Raw genomic sequence first — 19,429 nt, 5'->3', positions numbered from 1 at the left:
AATCGGCGGTTCAGGACGCTGTAGTCCCTGACTGTTTTGTTCACAGTCGCTGCAACCGATTTGTGATGCTGATGGCCGTGGACATGGCCCTTTGGTCGGCCTACAGCCGGCGATGTCTTTGCCGTTTTCTCAGCGCTTGGTGGCAGTGAGGGCATTCCTAGGTACCATCGGTAATGCCCAGCAAAATCACGGTTGATGAGCCGTCTTAACTCCTTACGCTGTATAGCAAAGTCAGGGTTGTGAGCGGAATTAGCGAACGGTAGACGTGCGACGTGAAGGTTAAATTTGAGCTTGGTTACGCCAAGATCTCGTGCGAGCGGTGTGGAGAGCCGTCTCGCATCTGCGGAGTCGCGTGCGGCACTTGCGGAGCGGCTCCAGGACCATCCGAGGTAAATCCTCAAGTTGCGGCACGTGCAAGACTTACAGCTGAATGCCTGCAGCTGTTGGATAAGCCGATCGATCAGCCACAGCTACGCGGCTTCCACGATATGTGCGAAATCGAGTTATCCAAGGTCAATTCAGCCTTTTTCGGCACGTTGGAAGCTCTTGGAATCGCTGCCAAACCTGGTCGCACGAAGGACGCCCTACCCACCCTGAAGTTGCAGTTAAGGAATCTATTAGCTACTCGTGATCGTCTCGCTAGCTACGATGCGCGGCGCCCCCACGTCGCGCAACTGTCCATGTTGCGTCGGACCATTCATCATGTGGAGCAGATGGCACGGTGCTATCTTCATGCCTTGGCTGCGCCCACGCCCTGGGAAGCCAAGAAGTATGGACAAGAAGCCCAGACGCACATTGACGCCGCCGGGGCAGTCTTAGAGGAAACAGCCCTCAGCAACCGAGCCGCTGCGCTTATCTCATCGACGCCAAAGCTCGGTCACACTTTTGCTTCTGTTCTTTCCGCCCTAGCAGAACTGCATCCTAAACAATCTCTCACCGAGCTGGAACTCAAAGGCCAAGAACAATATCGGCAGATCTCAGGCCGCGAAGGTGGGACGGGAACCGGAGTTTCTTACCTCGCCCTTCAGCTTGTCGCGGATGTGCACCTGTCGCCTCAACGCTTCAAGCAGGTCATTAGAGGAACCGCAGAGGTCCTGGCTAGCGGCCAACGGGAGCTAGTCGCCCAATTGACAAATGGCAAGGTGGTACGAGACTTACTCGCCGCCAAACAACGCGGCTTGGAAGGCCACGCACAACTGACCCTCATGCTGTCAGCAGACCTCGATGGCGAGGCAATGTTCCGACAAATGCTTCGACTTTACTGGGTTCTATATGAAGAAGTCGGCATCCCAATCATGGCCATCATGCTCAAGGTATGCGGCGTTGAGCGGGACTACGATAACCTCACAGCCGACGATGCTGGCACCCTTGCCAAGCGGGTTGGGGCGAACGCAGCTCTCAAACCGCTTTTTTACGGTCTGGACAAGAACTACCGCAATGCCGCTAGCCATGGCCACACCTTCCGCCTCGAGGAAGACATGGCTGTCTTCGAGCTCAGGTCTTATGCCGAGAGTGTTCTTGTAGAAGTAGTCATCGACGCCTGCTACTCCCTAATGGAGAGCATCTACGGCATTCAACTTGTTCTTGACGCGGAGATCAGCAATTTGGGTTTGGAGGGCCACCAACTCCAGCACTTGGGACCCTTTCAGCCAAGCGACCTCGACACTGCCAATGCGCTCATCCGAGCCATGGGTTACGACGCCCAACTGTCTAGATTCACAGGAACAGTCTGGACCTTGGACGTCGGCAGTGAAGTTGAATCCCTCACTGGTTTGGCAAAGTCAGTCTCTACACTGGCCCCCGGATATGTAGACACACTTGAAATCCGGCAAATAGCGAGGACCGATTACCGTCAGTTTCGCATGCCTCTCGCAGCGATCCGTGCCTTCGGCGCTATCGACGGAGCTGACCCAATCAAAGAATTCGTTGATCTTGTTTTCGACTGGCACCAAAACGACGAACCCTTCCTGGACCGACGCCGTCTGCGCTGCGCTATAGCATCCGTTGCCATCCGAGCCCTCGTTAACGATGACCTGAGTTCCATTCCGCTACTTCGACGACTCCATGACAGAGCCGGAGCAGCTAAGGACGCTGAGGCTACCGTCGCCACCAGCAAAACGATCCGTGCGTTACGCACCAAGACAATCCTAGGGAAGGAGCTGGTGGACTGTATGCAGCAATGGATCGACAGGGAGCTTTTCGCCCTTCCCTGAGGGGAACAGTGAAACCCCGGGAATGGCTTAGTCCACCTCCCTCCAAACTAGCGAACATGCCTACTTATGCCTATTCGTAGCCACATTCACAAAAGGAGGGGATAGCACAGAAAATGCCAGCGTTTCCGTTTTAATCAATTCTTCCGGCGGCCTCACAAATGGATCTGAGTACTGCGAACAATCAGGGTGGAAGTCGAACGCTGCCGGAGTCCGCAAGTCCGGCAACGCGGCCGAATAAGCAGAATTGGTACACTGATTCGCTTGAAGACTACATACCCGGCTCGGTCTCGAGACAGACAGAACAAGTGCCGGTGTTCCACCTAAACCTCCGCCTCAGGCGCAGCGAACTGGGCCTCATACAACCGCGCATGCGCCCCTCCGGCCTCCAGCAACGAAGCATGTTTTCCTGCTCCACGATCTGCCCTGCCTCCATCACCAGGATGAGGTCGGCGTCGCGGATGGTGGAGAACCGGTGGGCGATGACGAACGACGTCCTATCGGACCGCAGCGCGCTCACGGCCTTCTGCACCAGCACCTCAGTCCGGATGTCCACCGAGGAGGTCGCCTCGTCCAGGATCAGCACCGACGGCCGGACTAGGAACGCCCGGGCGATGGTCAGCAGCTGCTTCTCTCCCGCCGAGACGTTGCCGCCCTCGTCGTCGAGCACCGTGTCGTAGCCCCGCGGCAGGGACTTCACGAACCGGTCCACGTAAGTAGCCTTCGCCGCCTCCAGGATCTCCGCCTCCGAAGCAGTGGGCCGGCCGTAGGCGATGTTGTCCCGGATGGTCCCGCCGAACAGCCAGGTGTCCTGCAGCACCATACCCATCCGCGAGCGCAGCTCGTGCCGCGACATCAAGGCGCCGTCCACGCCGTCAGGGGTCCGCCCACGCAGGCGGAATAGGAAGGGACAACGGCGGATTCCGCCCCCGATGTCCCTAAGTCGTCGGTCGGTGGCTGACTAGAGGTACGGGTCCCAACCCTGCAGCTTGCTGTTGAGCAACAGGACCGCGGTGTCGAACATTCGAGAGTCGTCCATTTCTGATGTGGACGCGACTGTCTTCAAACGCTCGGTGGTTTGCTGTGTGAGGGACTCAATCTCGCTCGGCCATGGCTTCAGTGATTCCAGCGTGATGTTGAGTGCTTTGGCATAGGAGCCAAGGGCAATTTGGTTGCCTACGCACGTGGCAGCGTCTATCCCTGTCTGACCGCTGCTGAGCACGCCAGAGCATCGATTCGTCCTGAATTCGTCAAAGTTCTCCGTGATCTTCGGACGGAGTTCGGCCACGGCATTGGCCACTTCTGCGACAGTGCTGGAGGTCTCCGTCGCGGTAGGTGCTTCAGAGGAGCTAGGCGTTGTCGGCGCCGCTGCCTGCGTGCTTGAGCTGCAGCTGGTTAGGGCTAGTGCCAGCATGAGGATAGGTCCAAGCGATCTTTTCAACGGAGTCTTTTCTTGCAGGAAAGCGGAGGAGGGGCCGCTTCGAATATTGGGTTGCCCTTTGATTCAACGCCCGAGGTCCAAGCGTTGCAGGCTGCAAATGGGAGATTATCCGGGCCCGACGGCCGAAGGAGAACCGACACGCTGGCATCCGGAGTGTCGAGCATCACCTATGACGCATAGAAGAGGCTCGCAGTAGACGCTGTCATTGCACGGTGGAAACGTCGGAGTAGCTACCGCTCCTTGCAACATTGTGGATTGCCGGCTCGTGAGCTCCACCGAGCGGCCAAGGGGACCTCTAGACCTCCGCCACCGGAGCCGCGAACTGCGCTTCGTACAGCCGCGCGTACGCCCCGCCGGCCTCCAGCAGTGAAGTGTGCGTCCCTTGCTCCACGATCTGGCCGGCCTCCATCACCAGGATGAGGTCGGCGTCGCGGATGGTGGAGAGGCGGTGGGCGATGACAAACGACGTCCTATCGGACCGCAAAGCGCTCATCGCCTTCTGCACCAGCACCTCGGTGCGGGTGTCCACGGACGATGTTGCCTCGTCCAGGATCAGCACCGACGGCCGGGCCAGGAACGCCCGGGCAATGGTCAGCAGCTGCTTCTCCCCCGCTGACACATTAGAACCCTCGTCGTCGAGCACCGTGTCGTAGCCCTGCGGCAGCGACTTCACGAACCGGTCCACGTAGGTCGCCTTTGCGGCCTCCAGGATCTCCGCTTCCGAAGCGCCCGGCCGGCCGTAGGCGATGTTATCCCGGATGGTCCCGCCAAAGAGCCAGGTGTCCTGCAGCACCATGCCCATCCGCGAGCGCAGCTCGTGCCGCGACATCAGCGCCACGTCCACGCCGTCGAGCGTGATCTTCCCGGCGTCGAGCTCGTAGAAGCGCATCATCAGGTTCACCAGCGTGGTCTTGCCCGCCCCGGTGGGCCCCACGATCGCCACGGTCTGCCCCGGCTCCGCCACCAAAGAAAGTGAAGAGATCAGCGGCTTGTCCGGCGAGTACGCGAAGGACACGTCCTCGAATACCAGCCGCCCGCGCGTGGTCTCCGGCTTCAGCGGCACGTCCGGGTCGGAGAGCTGCTCCTCGGTGTCAAGCAGCTCGAACACCCGCTCGGCCGACGCCACCCCGGACTGCAGCAGGTTCGCCATCGAGCCCAGCTGGGCCAGCGGCTGGGTGAACTGCCGCGAGTACTGAATGAACGCCTGCACATCGCCCAGCTGCATCGCCCCGGACGCCACCTGCAGGCCGCCCACCACCGCAATCCCCACATAGACCAGGTTCCCGATGAACGTCATGGCCGGCATGATCAGCCCGGAAATGAACTGCGCGCCGAAGCTGGCCTGGTACAGCTCCGCGTTCTTCTGCCGGAACGTCTCCTCCACCTCGCGCTGCCGGCCGAACACCTTCACCAGCGCGTGCCCGGTGTACGTCTCCTCGATCTGGCCGTTCAGCTCGCCGGTGTTCTTCCACTGCGCCACGAACAGCTTCTGCGAGCGCTTGGCGATCAGCGCCGTCGTCACCAGGGTCAGCGGAATCGTCACCAGCGCGATGACCGCCAGCGTCGGCGAGAGGATCACCATCATCACCAGCACCCCGGCCACGGTCAGCAGCGAGGTCACCGCCTGGCTGATGGACTGCTGCAGGCTCTGGGAAATGTTGTCGACGTCGTTGGTCACGCGGCTGAGCAGCTCGCCGCGCTGCACGGTGTCGAAGTAGCGCAGCGGCAGGCGGTTGATCTTCGCCTCGATCCGCTCGCGCAGCCGGTACACGGTGCGCTGCACCACGCCGTTGAGAATATATGCCTGCATCCACATAAACGACGACGCCAGCACGTAGAGCACCAGCGCCCACAGCAGCACGGCGGACAACGCGACAAAGTCGATCCCGGTGCCCGGCGTCAGCGCCATGGCACTGAGCATGTCCGCCTTCTGGTTCTCCCCCGCGGCACGCAGCTGCGCGATCAGCTGCTCCTTGCTCACCCCGGCCGGAAGCTGCTTGGACACGACGCCGGCGAAGATCAGGTTGGTGCCCTCCCCCAGCAGCCGCGGCCCGATCACCGACAGGGTCACGCTGACGACGGCGAGCGCCAGGACCAGCGCCAGCCAGAGCCGCTCGGGCCGAAGTTCTCCCAGCAGCCGCCGGGCGGACGGACCGAAATTCATCGCCTTCTCCGCGGGGACGTTCATCCCGGCGAACGGGCCGCCGTGCCCGGGGCCGCCGCGCGGCCGCGGAATCCGCAGCGGGGCTTCCCGGCCGGCACCGGGGGAGGCGGCAGCGCCGGGCTTCCCGCCCATCCCGGAGCCCGCGGAACCGGAGGCACCGGCCCCGCCCGCTCCGCCGCCCGCCGTCGGGCGCTGGGATTCAACCTTGCTCATACCGCTTCCTCCGCCGCCAGCTGGGAGTTCACAATCTCGTTGTACGTCTCCGAGGTCTCCAGCAGCTCCTCGTGCGTGCCGTGCGCGACGATCCGGCCGTCGTCCAGCACCAGGATCTGGTCCGCGTCCGCGATGCTGGAGACCCGCTGGGCGATGATCACCATCGTCGCGCCGGCGGTGTGCTGCTTGAGCGCCTGCCGCAGCCGGGCGTCCGTGGCGGTGTCCAGCGAGGAGAACGAGTCGTCAAAGATGTAGAGCTCGGGCCGTTTCACCAGCGCCCGGGCGATTGCGATCCGCTGCCGCTGCCCGCCGGAGACGTTGGTGCCGCCCTGCGAGATCGGCGCGTCCAGCCCGCCCTCCATCGCGCGGACAAAGTCCTCGGCCTGCGCGATGGCCAGCGCCCGCCAGAGTTCGTCCTCGGTGGCGTCGGGTTTGCCGTAGAGCAGGTTGCTGCGGACCGTGCCCGAGAAGAGGTAGGGCTTCTGCGGGACCAGGCCGATGTGCCCCCAGAGCTGGTCCGGGTGCAACTCGCGGACGTCCACGCCGTCGATCCGCACCGAGCCGGAGGTGGCGTCGAAGAGCCGCGGCATCAGGTTGACCAGGGTGGTCTTGCCCGACCCCGTGGAACCGATGATCGCCGTCGTCTGCCCTGCACGGGCGGTGAAGTCCACGTCGGAGAGCACCGGCGCCTCGGCACCCGGGTAGGCGAATCCGACGTCGCGCATCTGAAGCTCGCCGCGAGCGGCGCCGGCGAGGCTGACCGGCTGCGCGGGCGGCCGAACGCTGGATTCGGTGCCCAGCACCTGCCCGATCCGGTCCGCGGAGACGGCGGCACGCGGGATCATGATCGCCATGAACGTGGCCATCATGACGGACATCAGGATCTGCATGAGGTAGCTCAGGAACGCGATCATGGTGCCCACCTGCATGGAGCCGTCCTCGATCCGGTACGCACCGAACCAGATCACGGCCACGGAGGAGACGTTCAGGACCAGCATCACGGTGGGGAACGCGAGCGCCATCAGCCGGCCGGCACGCAGCGCGGTGTCTGTGACGTCCTCGTTGGCGCGGCCGAAGCGGGCGGTCTCGATGTCCTCGCGGACGAAGGCGCGGACCACGCGGATGCCGGTGAGCTGTTCGCGCAGCACCCGGTTGACCGTGTCGATCCTGGTCTGCATCAGCCGGAACAGCGGCACCATCCGGGTCACGATCAAGCCCACCGCGATGAGCAGCACCGGGACGCTGACCGCGATCAGCCAGGACAGCTGCACGTCCAGGCGGATGGCCATGATGACGCCGCCGATGCTGAGCATGGGCGCGGTGACCATCAGCGTCGCGGACATCAGCACCAGCTGCTGGACCTGTTGGACGTCGTTGGTGGAGCGGGTGATCAGGCTGGGCGCGCCGAAGCGGGTCACCTCCTGCTCGGAGAATTCCGCCACCCGGCTGAAGATCGCCCCGCGCACGTCCCGGCCCAGCGCCATCGCGGCCTTCGCGCCGAAGTAGACGGCGGCGATGGTGCAGGCGATCTGCAGCAGGGTGACCATGAGCATGACGCCGCCGGTGCGCAGGATGTAGTCGGTGTCCCCGCGCGCCACGCCCTGGTCGATGATGTCCGCGTTCAGGGTGGGCAGGTACAGCGAGGCAATCGAGGCGGCCAGCTGGAAGACGACGACGGCGAGCAGCAGCCCGCGCTGCGGCCGCAGGTATTGAACGAGCAGTTTCCAGAGCATCCGGTCTCCAGTTCTTGCACGGTCCCCGGTTGGTGGTCCGGAGGTCAGTTTACGTCCGGAGGCTGGGTGCGGGCGGGGTTATTCTCTGGGCTGATCCAGTGCGGGTTGTGAGCCGCCGGTGGCGGCCACCGGCCGGTAATTGGCGTGGCGGGATCGGCTGCCGGCCTCCGAGCTGCCTGCCTAGGCCTGGCCGCCCGGTTTGCCCGTGGCGTCCAGTACGTCCTGGAGGGTCTGGAGCGCTGCCTCGAAGCGATCCCTGCCCGCATACGAGCCCCACAATTGTTCCAGCTCCCGGACTTTAGCCGATGCCTCGCGCAGCAACTGCAGCCCCCGGGGGGACGGGAAAATGAGTTTCGCCCGGGCGTCGGACGGGTCAGGCCTGCGCTCCAGGTATCCCAGGCCCTGGAGCTCGTTTACGAGTTCGGATGTGGCAGCGAGGCTGAGCTGGGCCCTCGCTGCCAAGGCTGTCAGCCGGATTCCCTTGGTGCCGAGGTTGCCCGTGATCTGCAGATGAGCCAGGCGGATGTCGGCGTACCCGTGGGACTCCGCTTCGGCCATAAGCTCGCGCCGGAACTCGGCCAGCAGGCGGGCCAGCAACTGGCCGACGGGGAGCCTGGGGGGCGTGGAATCTCTTGACGGTGGCACGGACACGGAGGAAACTTTATCCCATAAGCTTCGGAAACCGAAGTAACTCCATGGAGGCCGGAAATGCGCGCAGAAGCTTCGTCGACCATGATTGATACAACTCTGGGCCCCCTGATGGTCCACCGCACCGGCGCCGGTGCGCCGGCACTCCTGTGGCACAGCCTGTTCGTTGACTCCGGGACCTTCGACGGCGTGGTGGAGGATCTTGGCGAACACCGGGAACTTGTCCTGGTGGATGGACCCGGCCATGGCGGCAGTCCCGGACCTCACAGACGCTATTCCTTTGAGGATTGCGCCGCGGCCGCCGCCCAGGTCCTGGATGCGCTGGGCATTTCTGCCCCGGTGGACTGGGTCGGCAACGCCTGGGGCGGGCACGTAGGCATCGTTTTTGCGCAGTCATTCCCCTCGCGTTGCCGGACGCTGGTCACCATCGGCACGCCGCCTTATCCGTTGACGCATCCTGAACGCCTGCAGATTGCCCTGCTGGTCTACCTTTACCGCGTCCTGGGCCCGGCGCCCTTCAGCGGGATGCTGGTGGACGCGCTGGCCGGGAGGGGTGCGGCGAAATCAGCACCGAGGGCCGCTGCGGCGGTGAGCGATGCATTCCGCCGGGGCAATAAACGCGGAAAATACTGGGCAATGCAGTCAGTGATGCTCCACCGTCCTGACCTCCGCCCGCTCCTGCCCGCCCTGCAGGTCCCCACCCTGATGCTGGTGGGCAGGGACGATCCCATGAACGATCCCGAGGAGGCGGAACGCGCCGCACGCAGCATTCCGGGCGGACGTTGTGAACGTGTGGCGGGCGCGGGCCATGTGGCGCCTCTGTTGGTAGCGCCGGGCGACATCGCCCGGGACCTCCTTGCCTTCTGGTCCGAAGACCGGAACCGGCAGGGAGTCGGATGAGCGTCCCCGGCGACGTCGCCGTCCCGCGAGGGCTGGCCGGCGAGCCAATTACCTCGGAGGGTACGGGCTAGGAGGCGGGGTCGGCGTCGTGCTTTGCCGGCTGCTGGCCGTCGACGGCAGCCGGGGTGCCGTGTTCTTCGTGCCCGTCCTTCTTCTTCCCGAACGGCAGCACCTTGAGCAGCGGGGTCAGGACGGCCATGACGACCAGGCCCCAGGCCAGTCCCAGGACGGCCGAGCACAGGGTGTTCACGAGCCAGGCCAGGGCGCTGCCCACCACGGCGATCCTGGCGACGGGGTGCTCGAGGGCGTGGACCAGGTCGTAGGGGCCGTGCCAGCCAAGGTCGTGGGCGCCCTGCAGCATGATGTGCCCGCCCACCCAGAGCATGGCGATCGTCCCGATGACGGTGATGGTGGTCAGCACCTTCGGCATGCCCCGGACCAGCAGCTCGCCGAAGTGCTTGGAGCCGGCGGAGTCCTTGGTGGTTAGGTGCAGGCCGATGTCGTCCATCTTGACGATGAGCGCGACGGCGCCGTACACGCCTACCGTGATAGCGATCGCCACGGCGACCAGGATGGCGGCGCGCACCCAGAGGGAGTCGGCCGCGACCTCATTCATCGCGATAACCATGATCTCGCAGGAGAGGATGAAGTCCGTGGTGATGGCGCCCTTGGTGACCTTGGCTTCGGCCTCCGGGCCCCGGTCCACCGCCGGGGTGTCCTCGTCGGGCTCGTGCTGGCCGCGGAGCTTGTGCCAGATCTTCTCGGCGCCCTCGTAGCAGAGGTAGGTGCCGCCGGCCATGAGGATGAACGGGATGATGCCGGGGATGAAGGCGCTGATGAGCAGCAGGGCCGGCAGGATGATCAGGAGCTTGTTCCGCAGCGAGCCCCAGAAGATCTTCTTGATCATCGGCAGTTCGCGGGACGGGTCAGCACCGGACACGTACTGCGGGGTGACGGCGGCGTCGTCAATCACGACGCCGGCGGCTTTGGCCCCCGCCTTGGCCGCGCCGGCCGCGACGTCGTCCACCGAGGCGGCGGCGATCTTGGCCAGGGCGGCGATGTCGTCCAGCAGGGCGACGAGACCGCCGCTCACAGCGCGCTTCCCTGCTGCTTGGGGGCGGACGGCTGGACGGAGTGGCCTCGGTCAAGGCGCGTGTTCGGCATCTTCGAATTATATGGGGGCCGGGACCGTCGACCCGAGCGGGCCGGCTCGGTAGCCTGTGGCGCATGGGTATCAAACTGGAGAACGTCGGGATCGCCGTGCGTGACCTGGAGGCCGCCGTCGCCTTCTTCACCGACCTAGGCCTCACGGTGATCGGCCGGGACACCGTCAGCGGCGAATGGACCGACACCGCCGTCGGGCTGGACGGCAACCACGCCAAAATCGCGATGCTGCAGACCCCGGACGGCCACGGCCGGCTGGAACTCTTCGAATACCTCCACCCCGCGGCGATCGAGAGAGAGCCCATCCAGCCGAACGAGATCGGCATGCACCGGGTCGCGTTCTCCGTCGAAGACATTGACCAGGCGCTGGAAATTGCCGCGCGGCACGGCTGCCATCCCCTGCGAGGCGTTGCGACCTACAAGGACCTCTACCGGCTCTGCTACCTCCGCGGCCCCAGCGGCATCATCGTGATGCTCGCCCAGGAGCTGCAGAGCTGATGCTCGGGCGCCGGGAACCGGAGACGGAACACGACGTGATGAGGCCAGTCGACCTGGCTGTACAGATGACTGGCCTCATCGGGTTAGGCCAAGCTCGCCTCTTTCTCACGGAGCGCTGAGTTTACGGGTGCTTCCCCCTTGGGGACGAAGCGCTGGCGGATCTCGCCGAGTCCTTCGATCGAGCTAACCAGTTCATCCCCCGGCACGAGGTATTGCTGGGGGGACCGGCCAAAACCGACGCCGTCCGGGGTTCCCGTAAAGATCAGGTCCCCGGGATAGAGCTCCACCACAGAGGACAGATGGTGGATGAGGTAGGGAAGGTCGAACACCAAGTTACTTGTGTTCCCTTCCTGGAGGACCTCGTCACCTCGTGAGCATGTCATGGAGAGATTGCCAGGATCGGCGACCTCGTCACTGGAAGTGATCCAGGGACCGGTGGGGGCGAACCCCTTGTAGGATTTGGCGACGGAGAACTGGGGTGCACCGCCTCCGGCAAATTGCAGGGCCCGATCGGAAAGGTCCTGTCCCACCATGTAGCCCGCTACGTGGTCCAACGCCGTGTCTTTGGGAATGTCACGTCCCCCGATACCGACGACCGCTACCAGCTCAACTTCCCAATCGACTGCTTCGCTTGGGAGCTCAACCGTTTCGAGGGCCCCGGTAAGAGAAGAGACGTACTTAGTGAAAACCGCGGGTGTCGATGGCAGGTCGAGGTTGACCTCCGCGGCATGGTCCTTGTAATTCATGCCGATGGCGAATACTTGGCGGGGTGTCGCGACCGGAGCCTGCAGTTCGTCGAAGTCGAGGGTCCGCGCGGAGGTCGCGTCGAAATTCGCTGACGTGGCCCATTCGCGCAACGCTTCCCAGTCGGGGAACAGCTCCGCGGTCTGTGAGCTGAAGCGCCCACCACTACTTTCCTCGATATCGAGGCCCCGGAGCTGCCCCCCTTCGGTGCTGAGCAGGAACGCTCGGTCATTGACTGTACCTATAAGCATTATTTGCCTCCTTTAGACGGCATTTGAAAAACGGTGAATGGTAGACATGGGCGCGCTTCGGCCTAGGACTTTGCGACGGCGGCAAGAATGGCTGCTGCTCCCTGGGCAAGGATCAGAACATCCGAACCTAGGAGGAAGAGGTCAACGCCCAGCGATGAGAACTGGACGACCTGTTCGGGCTGCGTTACGAAGAGGCAGGTGGCCAGACCCCGGAGAGTGGCAGCCGCGAAAATCTCCTTCACTGCCGCCAGGTGAGGTTCAGACCACAATTCCACACCCATCGACGCTGCCAGGTCATAGGGTCCGACCATGATCATGTCCACGCCATCTACCGAGCAGATCTCCTCAGCTGAGGCGAGCCCTCGCTTGGTTTCGATCTGGACGATGAGGTAACTCCTGCGCTCCGGGTCAGTCCGATAGTCCTCGCTTTCGCCGTACCAACCCGCACGTGCCAGGCCGACGCCGCGTTCACCCAAGGGCGGAAAGTGCACGAAGGACGCAGCTGACCTGGCTTCTTCGGCGGACGAGACCCTGGGCACTACAACGCCGGCGGCTCCGGCATCCAGGACCTGGCTGATGAGGGGCCCGCTCCCGGGCACCCGGACCAAGGGCTGTGCCCCCGCCCCTTCAGCGGCCCGGATACCCTCGAATATGTCTTTGAGATCAAATCCGGAGTGCTCAGAGTCCAGGCATAGCACGCTGAATCCTGCGCGCCCGAGGATCTCTACCGAGGATGGATGGGCAATGTTCACGAATGTCCCAACCACGGGTTGCCCTGGTCGCAGTTCCCTACGCATCAGGCGACTGGGATCGGCACGGAGCGCGTGAGCGCGCGGACGTGGTCTCGGTTTAGCTCTGCGACAGAGGTGACGCCGAGGAGCTTCATGGTGCGTTCGATTTCGGACGACAGAATCTCTATGCAGCGCGTGACACCAGCTTCACCACCAGCCATCAAGCCGTACAGGTAGGCTCGCCCGATCAACGTGAAGTCAGCTCCGAGCGCTATGGCGGCGACGATGTCTGCGCCGCTGGTGATCCCGGTGTCCAACATAACTGCTCCGCGGTCTCCGACTTGGTCGACGATCCGAGGGAGAAGATGGAAAGGGACCGGCGCGCGGTCAAGCTGGCGGCCGCCGTGGTTCGAGACGACGATTCCGTCAGCACCGTAATCGAACGCCCGCTCCGCGTCGCCGACCGTCTGGATGCCCTTCACAACCAGGTGGCCCTTCCACACTTCGCGCATCCATCGGAGGTCCTCAAAGGTGACCGTAGAGTCGTAAAGAGCGGTAACCAAGTCGCCAAGCGAGCCGGATCCGCTGCGGTCGAAGGCAAATGAGTACGGTTCGGTTGTCAGGAAGTTGATCCACCACTCGGGCCGGTACGAGGCGTCCAGGAGTGTCTTGACCGTCAGCTGCGGTGGGATGCTCATGCCGTTTTTGAGGTCGCGGACCCTGTTGCCGCTGGTGGGGACGTCGACCGTGATGATCAGGGTGTCATAGCCGGCCTTCTCGGCGTTGGAGATGAGTTCGAGCGACAGTTCCCGGTTCTTCCAGAGGTAGAGCTGGAACCATTTCCGGCCCTCCGGCGCGGCGGCGGCCACGTCCTCAATCGACGTTGTGCCCACGGTGGAGAGCGAGTACGGAATTCCGGCCTTCGCAGCCGCTGTGACTACAGCCCGTTCGCCGGCTGAATGCATCATCCGGGTGAACCCGGTTGGCGCCATGCCGAAGGGCAGTGCAGAGTCCTTGCCCAGGATCGACGTCGTCATGTCGACGCTGGCAACATTCCGAAGGATGCCGGGCTGGAACTCGACATCCAGGAAGGCCTGCCGCGACCGCTCGATGCTGACTTCGTGGTCGGCCGCACCATCCGTGTAATCAAACGGCCCAGCCGGGGTCCGCCTCTTGGCGATCCTACGAAGGTCTGCAATCGTGTGCGCGTTGGACAGTCGCCGAGCAGTGGCGTCCGCCTCCGGCATTTTGAACTTCAGTAACGGAGCAAAGTCCTTGATCTTAGGAATTTGTCGCTTCATGTGTACCATTTCGTAGTCCTTCGGTGTGGTCCTAGACGCGGACTTCGGCTGGATGCCCGGTTGCCTCGTGCTCATGGACTGGAGCGTCGCCGACCGACTTTCCGACGGCGAAGACGGCAACGACTGTGATGAGGCTGCAGGCGATGCTGAACAGGGACACCAGCCAAATCTGTCCGCCATTGGCGGCGATAAGCGCGGTGGCGATGAATGGCGTGGGGCCGGCGATAAGGGCGGCGTTAATTTCCTTGCCCACTGCGATGCCTGTGTACCGGTACTTGGCCGGGAACATATTGGCGTTTAGGGCGCCACCCACGCCGTTGGTTGCTCCTGTAACTCCGCCGTAGCCGATAACCAGGGCAAGGATGGTGATGGCGAGGTTGCCGGAGGAGAGCATCATGAAGAACGGGACGGCCCAGAAGACGCAGAAAATCATGGAGCCCAGATAAACCTTGCGGTATCCGATCCGGTCTCCGAGCATCCCCATCAGGGGCGTCATGATGACAGTGCTCAGGGCCGCGATAATGACTGCAGTCAGTGCTGAGGGGCGGTCCATGCCCACGGTGCCGGTGAGGTAGGCGAGAGCAAAAGCGTTGGCCAGATAGTTGTTGCAGTTGTGCCCGGTCCAGAGCAGGATCGCGCCGATGGTATTGCGCGGGTACAGCCGGAATACCTCCAGGAACGGAACCCGCTTCTTACCTTCGCCGCTTCGTTCCATCGCTTCTCTGTACTCGGGGGTTTCATCAAGGCTCTTGCGGATGTACAAGGCCAAGAAGAACAGGACAGCTGAGAGCAGGAACGGGATCCGCCAGCCCCAGCTCATGAGGTCATCCTTCGGAAGTCCGATGACGATGGTGAAGGCGATCGTGGCCAGGAGCACGCCGCCGCCGGCAGTTCCATTGACAAGACCGGTGACCAGTCCGCGGCGCCGAGGCGACACGAATTCGGATACGACCGTCAGGGCGCCGGAAAGTTCTGCGCCGGCACCGAAGCCCTGGAGCGCGCGGAACAACACCAACAGGATGGGCGCCCAGATGCCGATGGCCGAGGCAGGAGGCAGTAGCCCGACCGCAACGGTGGCAAACCCCATGAGCATGATGGTGAGGATCATGGCCGGCTTGCGTCCGATTGTGTCGCCGAGGTGTGCGATGAAGATGCCGCCAAGCGGTCGCACCACAAAGCCAACTGCAAAGGTTGCGAACGCTGCGAGCGTTGCGGCGGTCGAGTTACCGCCAGGGAAGAACAGCGGGCCGATGACCAATCCGGCGGCGGCGCCGTACAGGGCGTAGTCGTACCACTCGATGAGGGTACCGACGGACGACGCGATGATCGCCTTCTTGGCGCCGGGTGCCAAGGCGCCGGCGCGGGGAGTCGTTTGGTTGGAAACGAGGGAGGACATCATTGACCTTTCCGGGTGGGCCGACAGGGCAGGTTTCGCGCCTCGCCCCGTGGTGACACGTGTCACGTAGTGGCACGTGTCACCACCGTACAATCGTCTTATTAGCTTGGCAAGGTCTCGACCCACACTTCTTTCGTGCCGGGACGGCCTCAAATACGATGGAGGAGTTCCTCTTATGGCACCCCCAGTAAGACCCGCTACGAGTACGGATGTCGCCCGGCTCTCCAACGTCTCTCGGACGACGGTCAGCTACATCCTCAACGACGTGCCCGGCAAGCACATCAGTGCAGCCACTCGGGAACGGGTGCTCGCAGCCGCTGAGGAGCTGGGCTATACCCCCCATGCCGCGGCGAGGGCGCTTCGTGCTGGCCGAAATCAACTGGTCCTGGCGCTGGTGCCGGACTGGGACATGGGCCCTACATTCGCGGCGGGGATGGAAGCGCTGAACAGACTCCTCGCCGACCGCGGATACATTTTGGTCATCCACAGCCACTCGGACGCAGTGAGGTCCCTGACTGCTCTTTGGGCTGAAGTTCGCCCTGCGGTGGTCATGGTTTTCGGCACGCTCAAGGAAGACCACCTGAAGGCCCTTCGGGCGGCCGGCATAACCTATACGGATGCCCGGATGTATGAGTACTTGAGTGGAATCAGCCGCCTGCAGGCTGAGCATCTTTGGAAGAACGGCCACCGGACGCTGGGCTACCTTCAGCCAGCCCATTTCGTGCCACGGGAGATCACAAGCTTCCGGCGGGCGGGCGCCCAGCAGTTCTGCGAAGATTACGGGCTGAAGCCGCTCCGAGAGTCGAAACTCGAATACGCCGTGGACGCTGTCCGTGAACTCGAGAAAAGTTGGTTCTCCGGGCCGGAACCCGTTACTGGTGTGATGGCCCATACGGATGAACTCGCGGCATTCGTCCGCAACGCTTCATCCATAGACTTCTCTTCCACAGGCTTCTCACTCATCGGTACAGGGGACCGCCCCATTGCCATGCTCGGGATAACCAGCGTCGGCTTCGACTTCGACAAGGTCGCGCAGTTCTGGGCAGAGAATGCTCTGGCCACACTGGAAGGGCGGGATCCGGAAACCAGCCAGGAGTTCCCAGGGTGGGTCGTACAGCGGGAGACGGCCTGACGGCAGGACGCCTTCGTACGACCGGGTAGAGCCGGAGCGCGGGTCGGTAGGAGACCAGCCGGTCCCGCCGTCGTCGTCCCTAGCTGATGGGGTCGTAGTGGAACGCGCGCACCTCTTGGGCACAACGGCACGCGGCCGCGAACTTGGCGGCCCACTCCACCGCCGCCTCATAGGAGGGCAGCTCCAGGATCGAGTAGCCGCCCTCGAGCTGCGCGGTCTGCGGGTAGGTGCCCTCCCGCACGGTCCCGTCGCCGTCGACCATGGCGGGCGGGACGCTCTCGTCGATCCCGCCGCCGAACACCCAGGCGCCGGCGTCCTTCGCCTCCTGGACGACGGCGCGCGCCGCCTCGCCAACCGCTTCCAGTTCCCCCACGGGAACGTCCATCGCGGCGCCGGGGAATGAGATCAGGTACTTGGTCATCGCGGGGCTCCTTCATTGCAGCACGGGATGGCGTTCATCCTTGCCCAAGCGCCCGCGCGGTGCAAGACCCGGCGGTCGGTTTTCAGCCGAACGGCTGGTCAGCCGTTCAGCCGTTCAGCACGACGTTCGCCGGCGGCTCACCGGCGAGCATCAGCTCGATCTGCCGCTGCAGCAGCCTGCCCATCCGCGGCCGCATGGCCGAGCTCGCGCCGCCGATGTGCGGGCTGATGATCACCCCGGGGGCGCTCCATAGCGGGTGACCGTCCGGCAACGGCTCGGGATCGGTGACGTCCAGCGCGGCGCGGATCCGGCCGGACGCGGTGTGCTTGACCAGGGCATCAGTGTCGGCGACCGGTCCGCGGGCGACGTTGACCAGCAGGGCGCCGTCGGGCATCGCGGCGAGGAACGCGTCGTCGATCAGGTGCCGGGTGGAGTCGCTGAGCGGGACCACGACGACGACGATGTCTTGTTCCGAGAGCAGGCCGTGGAGTTCGTCGATGCCGTGGATCTGGCCGCGTGCGTCCGAGCGGGCCTTGCTGGCCACCCGGGTTACGGTGGTTTCGAACGGCAGCAGCCGGTCCTCGATCGCCTTGCCGACGCCGCCGTAGCCGACGATCAGCACCCGCCGGTCGGCGAGGCTGGCGGTGGGGCGGGTCTCCCACCGGCCCTGCTGCTGGTTCTGGAGGATCCGCGGGAACTCGCGCTGGCTGGCCAGGATCAGGGCGACGGTCAGTTCGGCCGTCGACGCCTCATGGACGCCGGCCGCGTTGGCGAACACCCGACCGGCAGGCAGCACGTCCTCCACGCCGTCGTAGCCGATCGACTGGCTCTGCACCAGGCCGGTTTTCACCGCCTCGAGCGCCCCGAGGGCCGCTCCGCCGCCCATGTACGGCGGGACGACAATGTCGATCTCCTGCTGCGGCGGCTCCCCGGTCAGGTCCCACTCGATGATGCTGACATCCGGGTTGGGCTTGAGGTATTCGCGCAGGGACGCGTCCGGCAGGCTGACGGTAATCTTCTTCGGCATGATTGCCAGCCTAGTAGGACGACGACGGCGGCACGCGCCGTGCGGCGCCGGCGGCCTCCCGCGCAACGGGCCGGACGCACGTCCGCAGCGCACGCAAAGGGGCGGCGGGATCGATCCCGCCGCCACTTTGGACGGATATCCGTGGTGCCGGTCGTGCCTAGCGGCCGAAGAGCTTGGCGAAGAAGCCGGTCTTGGGCTCGTCGGCGTGGCCCTTGCAGCGGTCGGCGGCCTTGACGCCGCGCATGACCTGGTCCACGTGCTGGCCGCAGCCGGCCCAGGTGGTCTTACCGCACTTCTTGCATGCAACCTGACGGCACATCTGGTGTCTCCCTCGGTGTAGGTCCGTGACCTTGGTGGTCTGCAACTAAAGATATACCCCCAGGGGTATTGGCCGCAACTTGGTGGAACACCTTGACGCCTGCGGGCGTTACTCCCCACAGTGGGGCCCGCCGCAGGGACGCACGTACCGACTTCAGACCGAGAGGATCGCTTCATGGCTTACATCAAGGTAGGAACCGAGAACAGCACCGACGTCGAGCTCTACTACGAGGACCACGGCAGCGGCCAGCCGGTCGTCCTGATCCACGGCTACCCGCTGGACGGCTCGTCCTGGGAGAAGCAGACCACGGCCCTGCTGGGCGCCGGCTACCGAGTCATCACCTACGACCGGCGCGGCTTCGGCAAGTCCAGCAAGCCCACCGACGGCTACGACTATGACACCTTCGCCGCCGACCTCAACACCGTCATGACCACCCTGGACCTGAACGACGCCGTCCTGGTGGGCTTCTCGATGGGCACCGGCGAAGTCGGCCGCTATCTGGGCACCTACGGCTCGGCGCGGGTAGCGAAGGCCGCGTTCCTCGGTTCGCTGGAGCCTTACGTGCTGCAGACCGAGGACAACCCCGACGGCGTCCCGCAGTCCGTGTTCGACGGCCTGATGGAGGCGGTCACGGCCGACCGCTACGCCTTCTTCACCGAATTCTTCAAGAACTTCTACAACAGCGAGACCTTCCTGGGCACCCCGCGGCTCAGCGAGGAAGTCATGCGGGCCGGCTGGAACCTCGCCACCGCCGGCGGCCCGACGGCGTCGGTCGCCGCACAGCCCACCTGGCTCACCGACTTCCGCGGAGACATCCCGAAGATCGACGTCCCGGCCCTGATTGTCCACGGCACCGCGGACCAGATCCTGCCGATCGACGTCACCGGCCGGCGCTTCGCGAAGGCCCTGCCGAGCGCGGAGTACGTGGAGATCGACGGCGCCCCGCACGGCATGCTCTGGACCCACGCGGCCGAGGTCAACGAGGCACTGCTGGGCTTCCTGGCGAAGTAACCTTCCGGATTTTCGCACCCCTTGCGGATAGGCGCACCCCGGGCCCGGGGTGCGCCTGTCCGTTACCGCCGCGGATTTCCGAAAGCGCCGCCCGGGCTGGCGCGGCGGCCGCGGCAGGCGGACGA

17 protein-coding genes and 1 pseudogene are annotated in these 19,429 nt (G+C 64.2%); 5 read left to right on the top strand and 13 right to left on the bottom strand.

The features are described 5' to 3' along the window. Positions 1 to 443: 443 nt before the first annotated feature. Positions 444 to 2,213 carry a hypothetical protein gene (locus ASG71_RS16555; RefSeq protein WP_157366216.1) on the top strand — a complete coding sequence of 590 codons (1,770 nt, stop codon included), beginning with the start codon at positions 444 to 446 and terminating at the stop codon, positions 2,211 to 2,213. Positions 2,214 to 2,533: 320 nt separating this feature from the next. Here ASG71_RS16555 and ASG71_RS04230 read toward each other — a convergent pair. The 5 genes and pseudogenes from ASG71_RS04230 to ASG71_RS04210 form a co-directional block, all read right to left on the bottom strand. Then, positions 2,534 to 3,093: pseudogene (locus ASG71_RS04230) on the bottom strand (ATP-binding cassette domain-containing protein); the annotation flags it as partial. A gap of 78 nt (positions 3,094 to 3,171) precedes the next feature. Then, positions 3,172 to 3,510, bottom strand: a complete 339-nt coding sequence (locus ASG71_RS04225; protein WP_157366214.1) for a hypothetical protein — start codon at positions 3,508 to 3,510, stop codon at positions 3,172 to 3,174. A gap of 436 nt (positions 3,511 to 3,946) precedes the next feature. Then, complete coding sequence (locus ASG71_RS04220; protein ID WP_056738499.1) at positions 3,947 to 5,947, bottom strand: ABC transporter ATP-binding protein; 2,001 nt, start codon at positions 5,945 to 5,947, stop codon at positions 3,947 to 3,949. Positions 5,948 to 6,024: 77 nt separating this feature from the next. Continuing rightward, positions 6,025 to 7,761 (bottom strand): ABC transporter ATP-binding protein, encoded by a 1,737-nt coding sequence (locus ASG71_RS04215; RefSeq protein WP_056737464.1) that lies wholly within the window; start codon positions 7,759 to 7,761, stop codon positions 6,025 to 6,027. Positions 7,762 to 7,941: 180 nt separating this feature from the next. Next, positions 7,942 to 8,412: a MarR family winged helix-turn-helix transcriptional regulator gene (locus tag ASG71_RS04210; protein WP_235563924.1), complete on the bottom strand. Its 471-nt coding sequence runs from the start codon at positions 8,410 to 8,412 to the stop codon at positions 7,942 to 7,944. 81 nt (positions 8,413 to 8,493) lie between these two features. On the opposite strand from ASG71_RS04210, the gene ASG71_RS04205 reads away from it, so the two are divergent. Continuing rightward, complete coding sequence (locus tag ASG71_RS04205) at positions 8,494 to 9,309, top strand: alpha/beta fold hydrolase (RefSeq protein WP_235563923.1); 816 nt, start codon at positions 8,494 to 8,496, stop codon at positions 9,307 to 9,309. A 67-nt stretch (positions 9,310 to 9,376) separates the two neighbouring features. Here the strand turns inward: ASG71_RS04205 and ASG71_RS04200 are convergent, their stop codons facing one another. Next, positions 9,377 to 10,402 carry a DUF808 domain-containing protein gene (locus tag ASG71_RS04200; protein WP_056737462.1) on the bottom strand — a complete coding sequence of 342 codons (1,026 nt, stop codon included), beginning with the start codon at positions 10,400 to 10,402 and terminating at the stop codon, positions 9,377 to 9,379. Positions 10,403 to 10,536: 134 nt separating this feature from the next. Between ASG71_RS04200 and ASG71_RS04195 the strand changes: the two genes are divergently transcribed. After that, a complete protein-coding gene (locus ASG71_RS04195; protein ID WP_056737461.1) occupies positions 10,537 to 10,971 on the top strand; it encodes a VOC family protein in 435 nt (144 codons plus the stop codon). Positions 10,972 to 11,054: 83 nt separating this feature from the next. Here the strand turns inward: ASG71_RS04195 and ASG71_RS04190 are convergent, their stop codons facing one another. The 4 genes from ASG71_RS04190 to ASG71_RS04175 form a co-directional block, all read right to left on the bottom strand. Further along, the gene (locus ASG71_RS04190) at positions 11,055 to 11,966 is read right to left on the bottom strand and encodes a fumarylacetoacetate hydrolase family protein (RefSeq protein ID WP_082574866.1); all 912 of its coding nucleotides are present in this window, start codon (positions 11,964 to 11,966) and stop codon (positions 11,055 to 11,057) included. 62 nt (positions 11,967 to 12,028) lie between these two features. Next, positions 12,029 to 12,718: an HpcH/HpaI aldolase family protein gene (locus tag ASG71_RS04185; RefSeq protein ID WP_162254041.1), complete on the bottom strand. Its 690-nt coding sequence runs from the start codon at positions 12,716 to 12,718 to the stop codon at positions 12,029 to 12,031. A 44-nt stretch (positions 12,719 to 12,762) separates the two neighbouring features. Beyond that, positions 12,763 to 14,007, bottom strand: coding sequence for an alpha-hydroxy acid oxidase (locus tag ASG71_RS04180; RefSeq protein ID WP_235563922.1), 1,245 nt, complete (start codon positions 14,005 to 14,007; stop codon positions 12,763 to 12,765). Positions 14,008 to 14,029: 22 nt separating this feature from the next. Beyond that, the gene (locus ASG71_RS04175) at positions 14,030 to 15,397 is read right to left on the bottom strand and encodes an MFS transporter (protein ID WP_235563921.1); all 1,368 of its coding nucleotides are present in this window, start codon (positions 15,395 to 15,397) and stop codon (positions 14,030 to 14,032) included. Between the two features lie 172 nt (positions 15,398 to 15,569). On the opposite strand from ASG71_RS04175, the gene ASG71_RS04170 reads away from it, so the two are divergent. Continuing rightward, complete coding sequence (locus tag ASG71_RS04170; protein ID WP_056737459.1) at positions 15,570 to 16,526, top strand: LacI family DNA-binding transcriptional regulator; 957 nt, start codon at positions 15,570 to 15,572, stop codon at positions 16,524 to 16,526. 79 nt (positions 16,527 to 16,605) lie between these two features. Here ASG71_RS04170 and ASG71_RS04165 read toward each other — a convergent pair whose 3' ends face one another. The 3 genes from ASG71_RS04165 to ASG71_RS16800 all read right to left on the bottom strand — a co-directional run bounded on the left by ASG71_RS04165 (position 16,606) and on the right by ASG71_RS16800 (position 18,293). Further along, on the bottom strand, positions 16,606 to 16,947 hold the full coding sequence (locus ASG71_RS04165) for a YciI family protein (protein ID WP_056737458.1): 342 nt from the start codon (positions 16,945 to 16,947) through the stop codon (positions 16,606 to 16,608). A 106-nt stretch (positions 16,948 to 17,053) separates the two neighbouring features. Then, positions 17,054 to 17,974, bottom strand: a complete 921-nt coding sequence (locus tag ASG71_RS04160; protein WP_056737457.1) for a 2-hydroxyacid dehydrogenase — start codon at positions 17,972 to 17,974, stop codon at positions 17,054 to 17,056. A 157-nt stretch (positions 17,975 to 18,131) separates the two neighbouring features. Next, positions 18,132 to 18,293, bottom strand: coding sequence for a hypothetical protein (locus tag ASG71_RS16800; protein ID WP_200947937.1), 162 nt, complete (start codon positions 18,291 to 18,293; stop codon positions 18,132 to 18,134). A gap of 174 nt (positions 18,294 to 18,467) precedes the next feature. On the opposite strand from ASG71_RS16800, the gene ASG71_RS04155 reads away from it, so the two are divergent. After that, complete coding sequence (locus tag ASG71_RS04155) at positions 18,468 to 19,304, top strand: alpha/beta fold hydrolase (protein WP_056737456.1); 837 nt, start codon at positions 18,468 to 18,470, stop codon at positions 19,302 to 19,304. Positions 19,305 to 19,429 lie beyond the last annotated feature (125 nt).

This window comes from Arthrobacter sp. Soil763 (assembly GCF_001428365.1).
GTDB lineage: Bacteria > Actinomycetota > Actinomycetes > Actinomycetales > Micrococcaceae > Arthrobacter.
Note: the sequence above shows the minus strand (reverse complement) of the source record. Positions and strands in the feature narration are given on the sequence as shown.

Coding starts and splice junctions, on each gene's coding strand:
- ASG71_RS04220 (WP_056738499.1), bottom strand. CDS start 5,947: ATGGGCGGGAAGCCCGGCGCTGCCGCCTCCCCCGGTGCCGGCCGGGAA.
- ASG71_RS04215 (WP_056737464.1), bottom strand. CDS start 7,761: ATGCTCTGGAAACTGCTCGTTCAATACCTGCGGCCGCAGCGCGGGCTG.
- ASG71_RS04205 (WP_235563923.1), top strand. CDS start 8,494: ATGATTGATACAACTCTGGGCCCCCTGATGGTCCACCGCACCGGCGCC.
- ASG71_RS04195 (WP_056737461.1), top strand. CDS start 10,537: ATGGGTATCAAACTGGAGAACGTCGGGATCGCCGTGCGTGACCTGGAG.
- ASG71_RS04190 (WP_082574866.1), bottom strand. CDS start 11,966: ATGCTTATAGGTACAGTCAATGACCGAGCGTTCCTGCTCAGCACCGAA.
- ASG71_RS04180 (WP_235563922.1), bottom strand. CDS start 14,007: ATGGTACACATGAAGCGACAAATTCCTAAGATCAAGGACTTTGCTCCG.
- ASG71_RS04175 (WP_235563921.1), bottom strand. CDS start 15,397: ATGATGTCCTCCCTCGTTTCCAACCAAACGACTCCCCGCGCCGGCGCC.
- ASG71_RS04170 (WP_056737459.1), top strand. CDS start 15,570: ATGGCACCCCCAGTAAGACCCGCTACGAGTACGGATGTCGCCCGGCTC.
- ASG71_RS04165 (WP_056737458.1), bottom strand. CDS start 16,947: ATGACCAAGTACCTGATCTCATTCCCCGGCGCCGCGATGGACGTTCCC.
- ASG71_RS04160 (WP_056737457.1), bottom strand. CDS start 17,974: ATGCCGAAGAAGATTACCGTCAGCCTGCCGGACGCGTCCCTGCGCGAA.
- ASG71_RS16800 (WP_200947937.1), bottom strand. CDS start 18,293: ATGTGCCGTCAGGTTGCATGCAAGAAGTGCGGTAAGACCACCTGGGCC.
- ASG71_RS04155 (WP_056737456.1), top strand. CDS start 18,468: ATGGCTTACATCAAGGTAGGAACCGAGAACAGCACCGACGTCGAGCTC.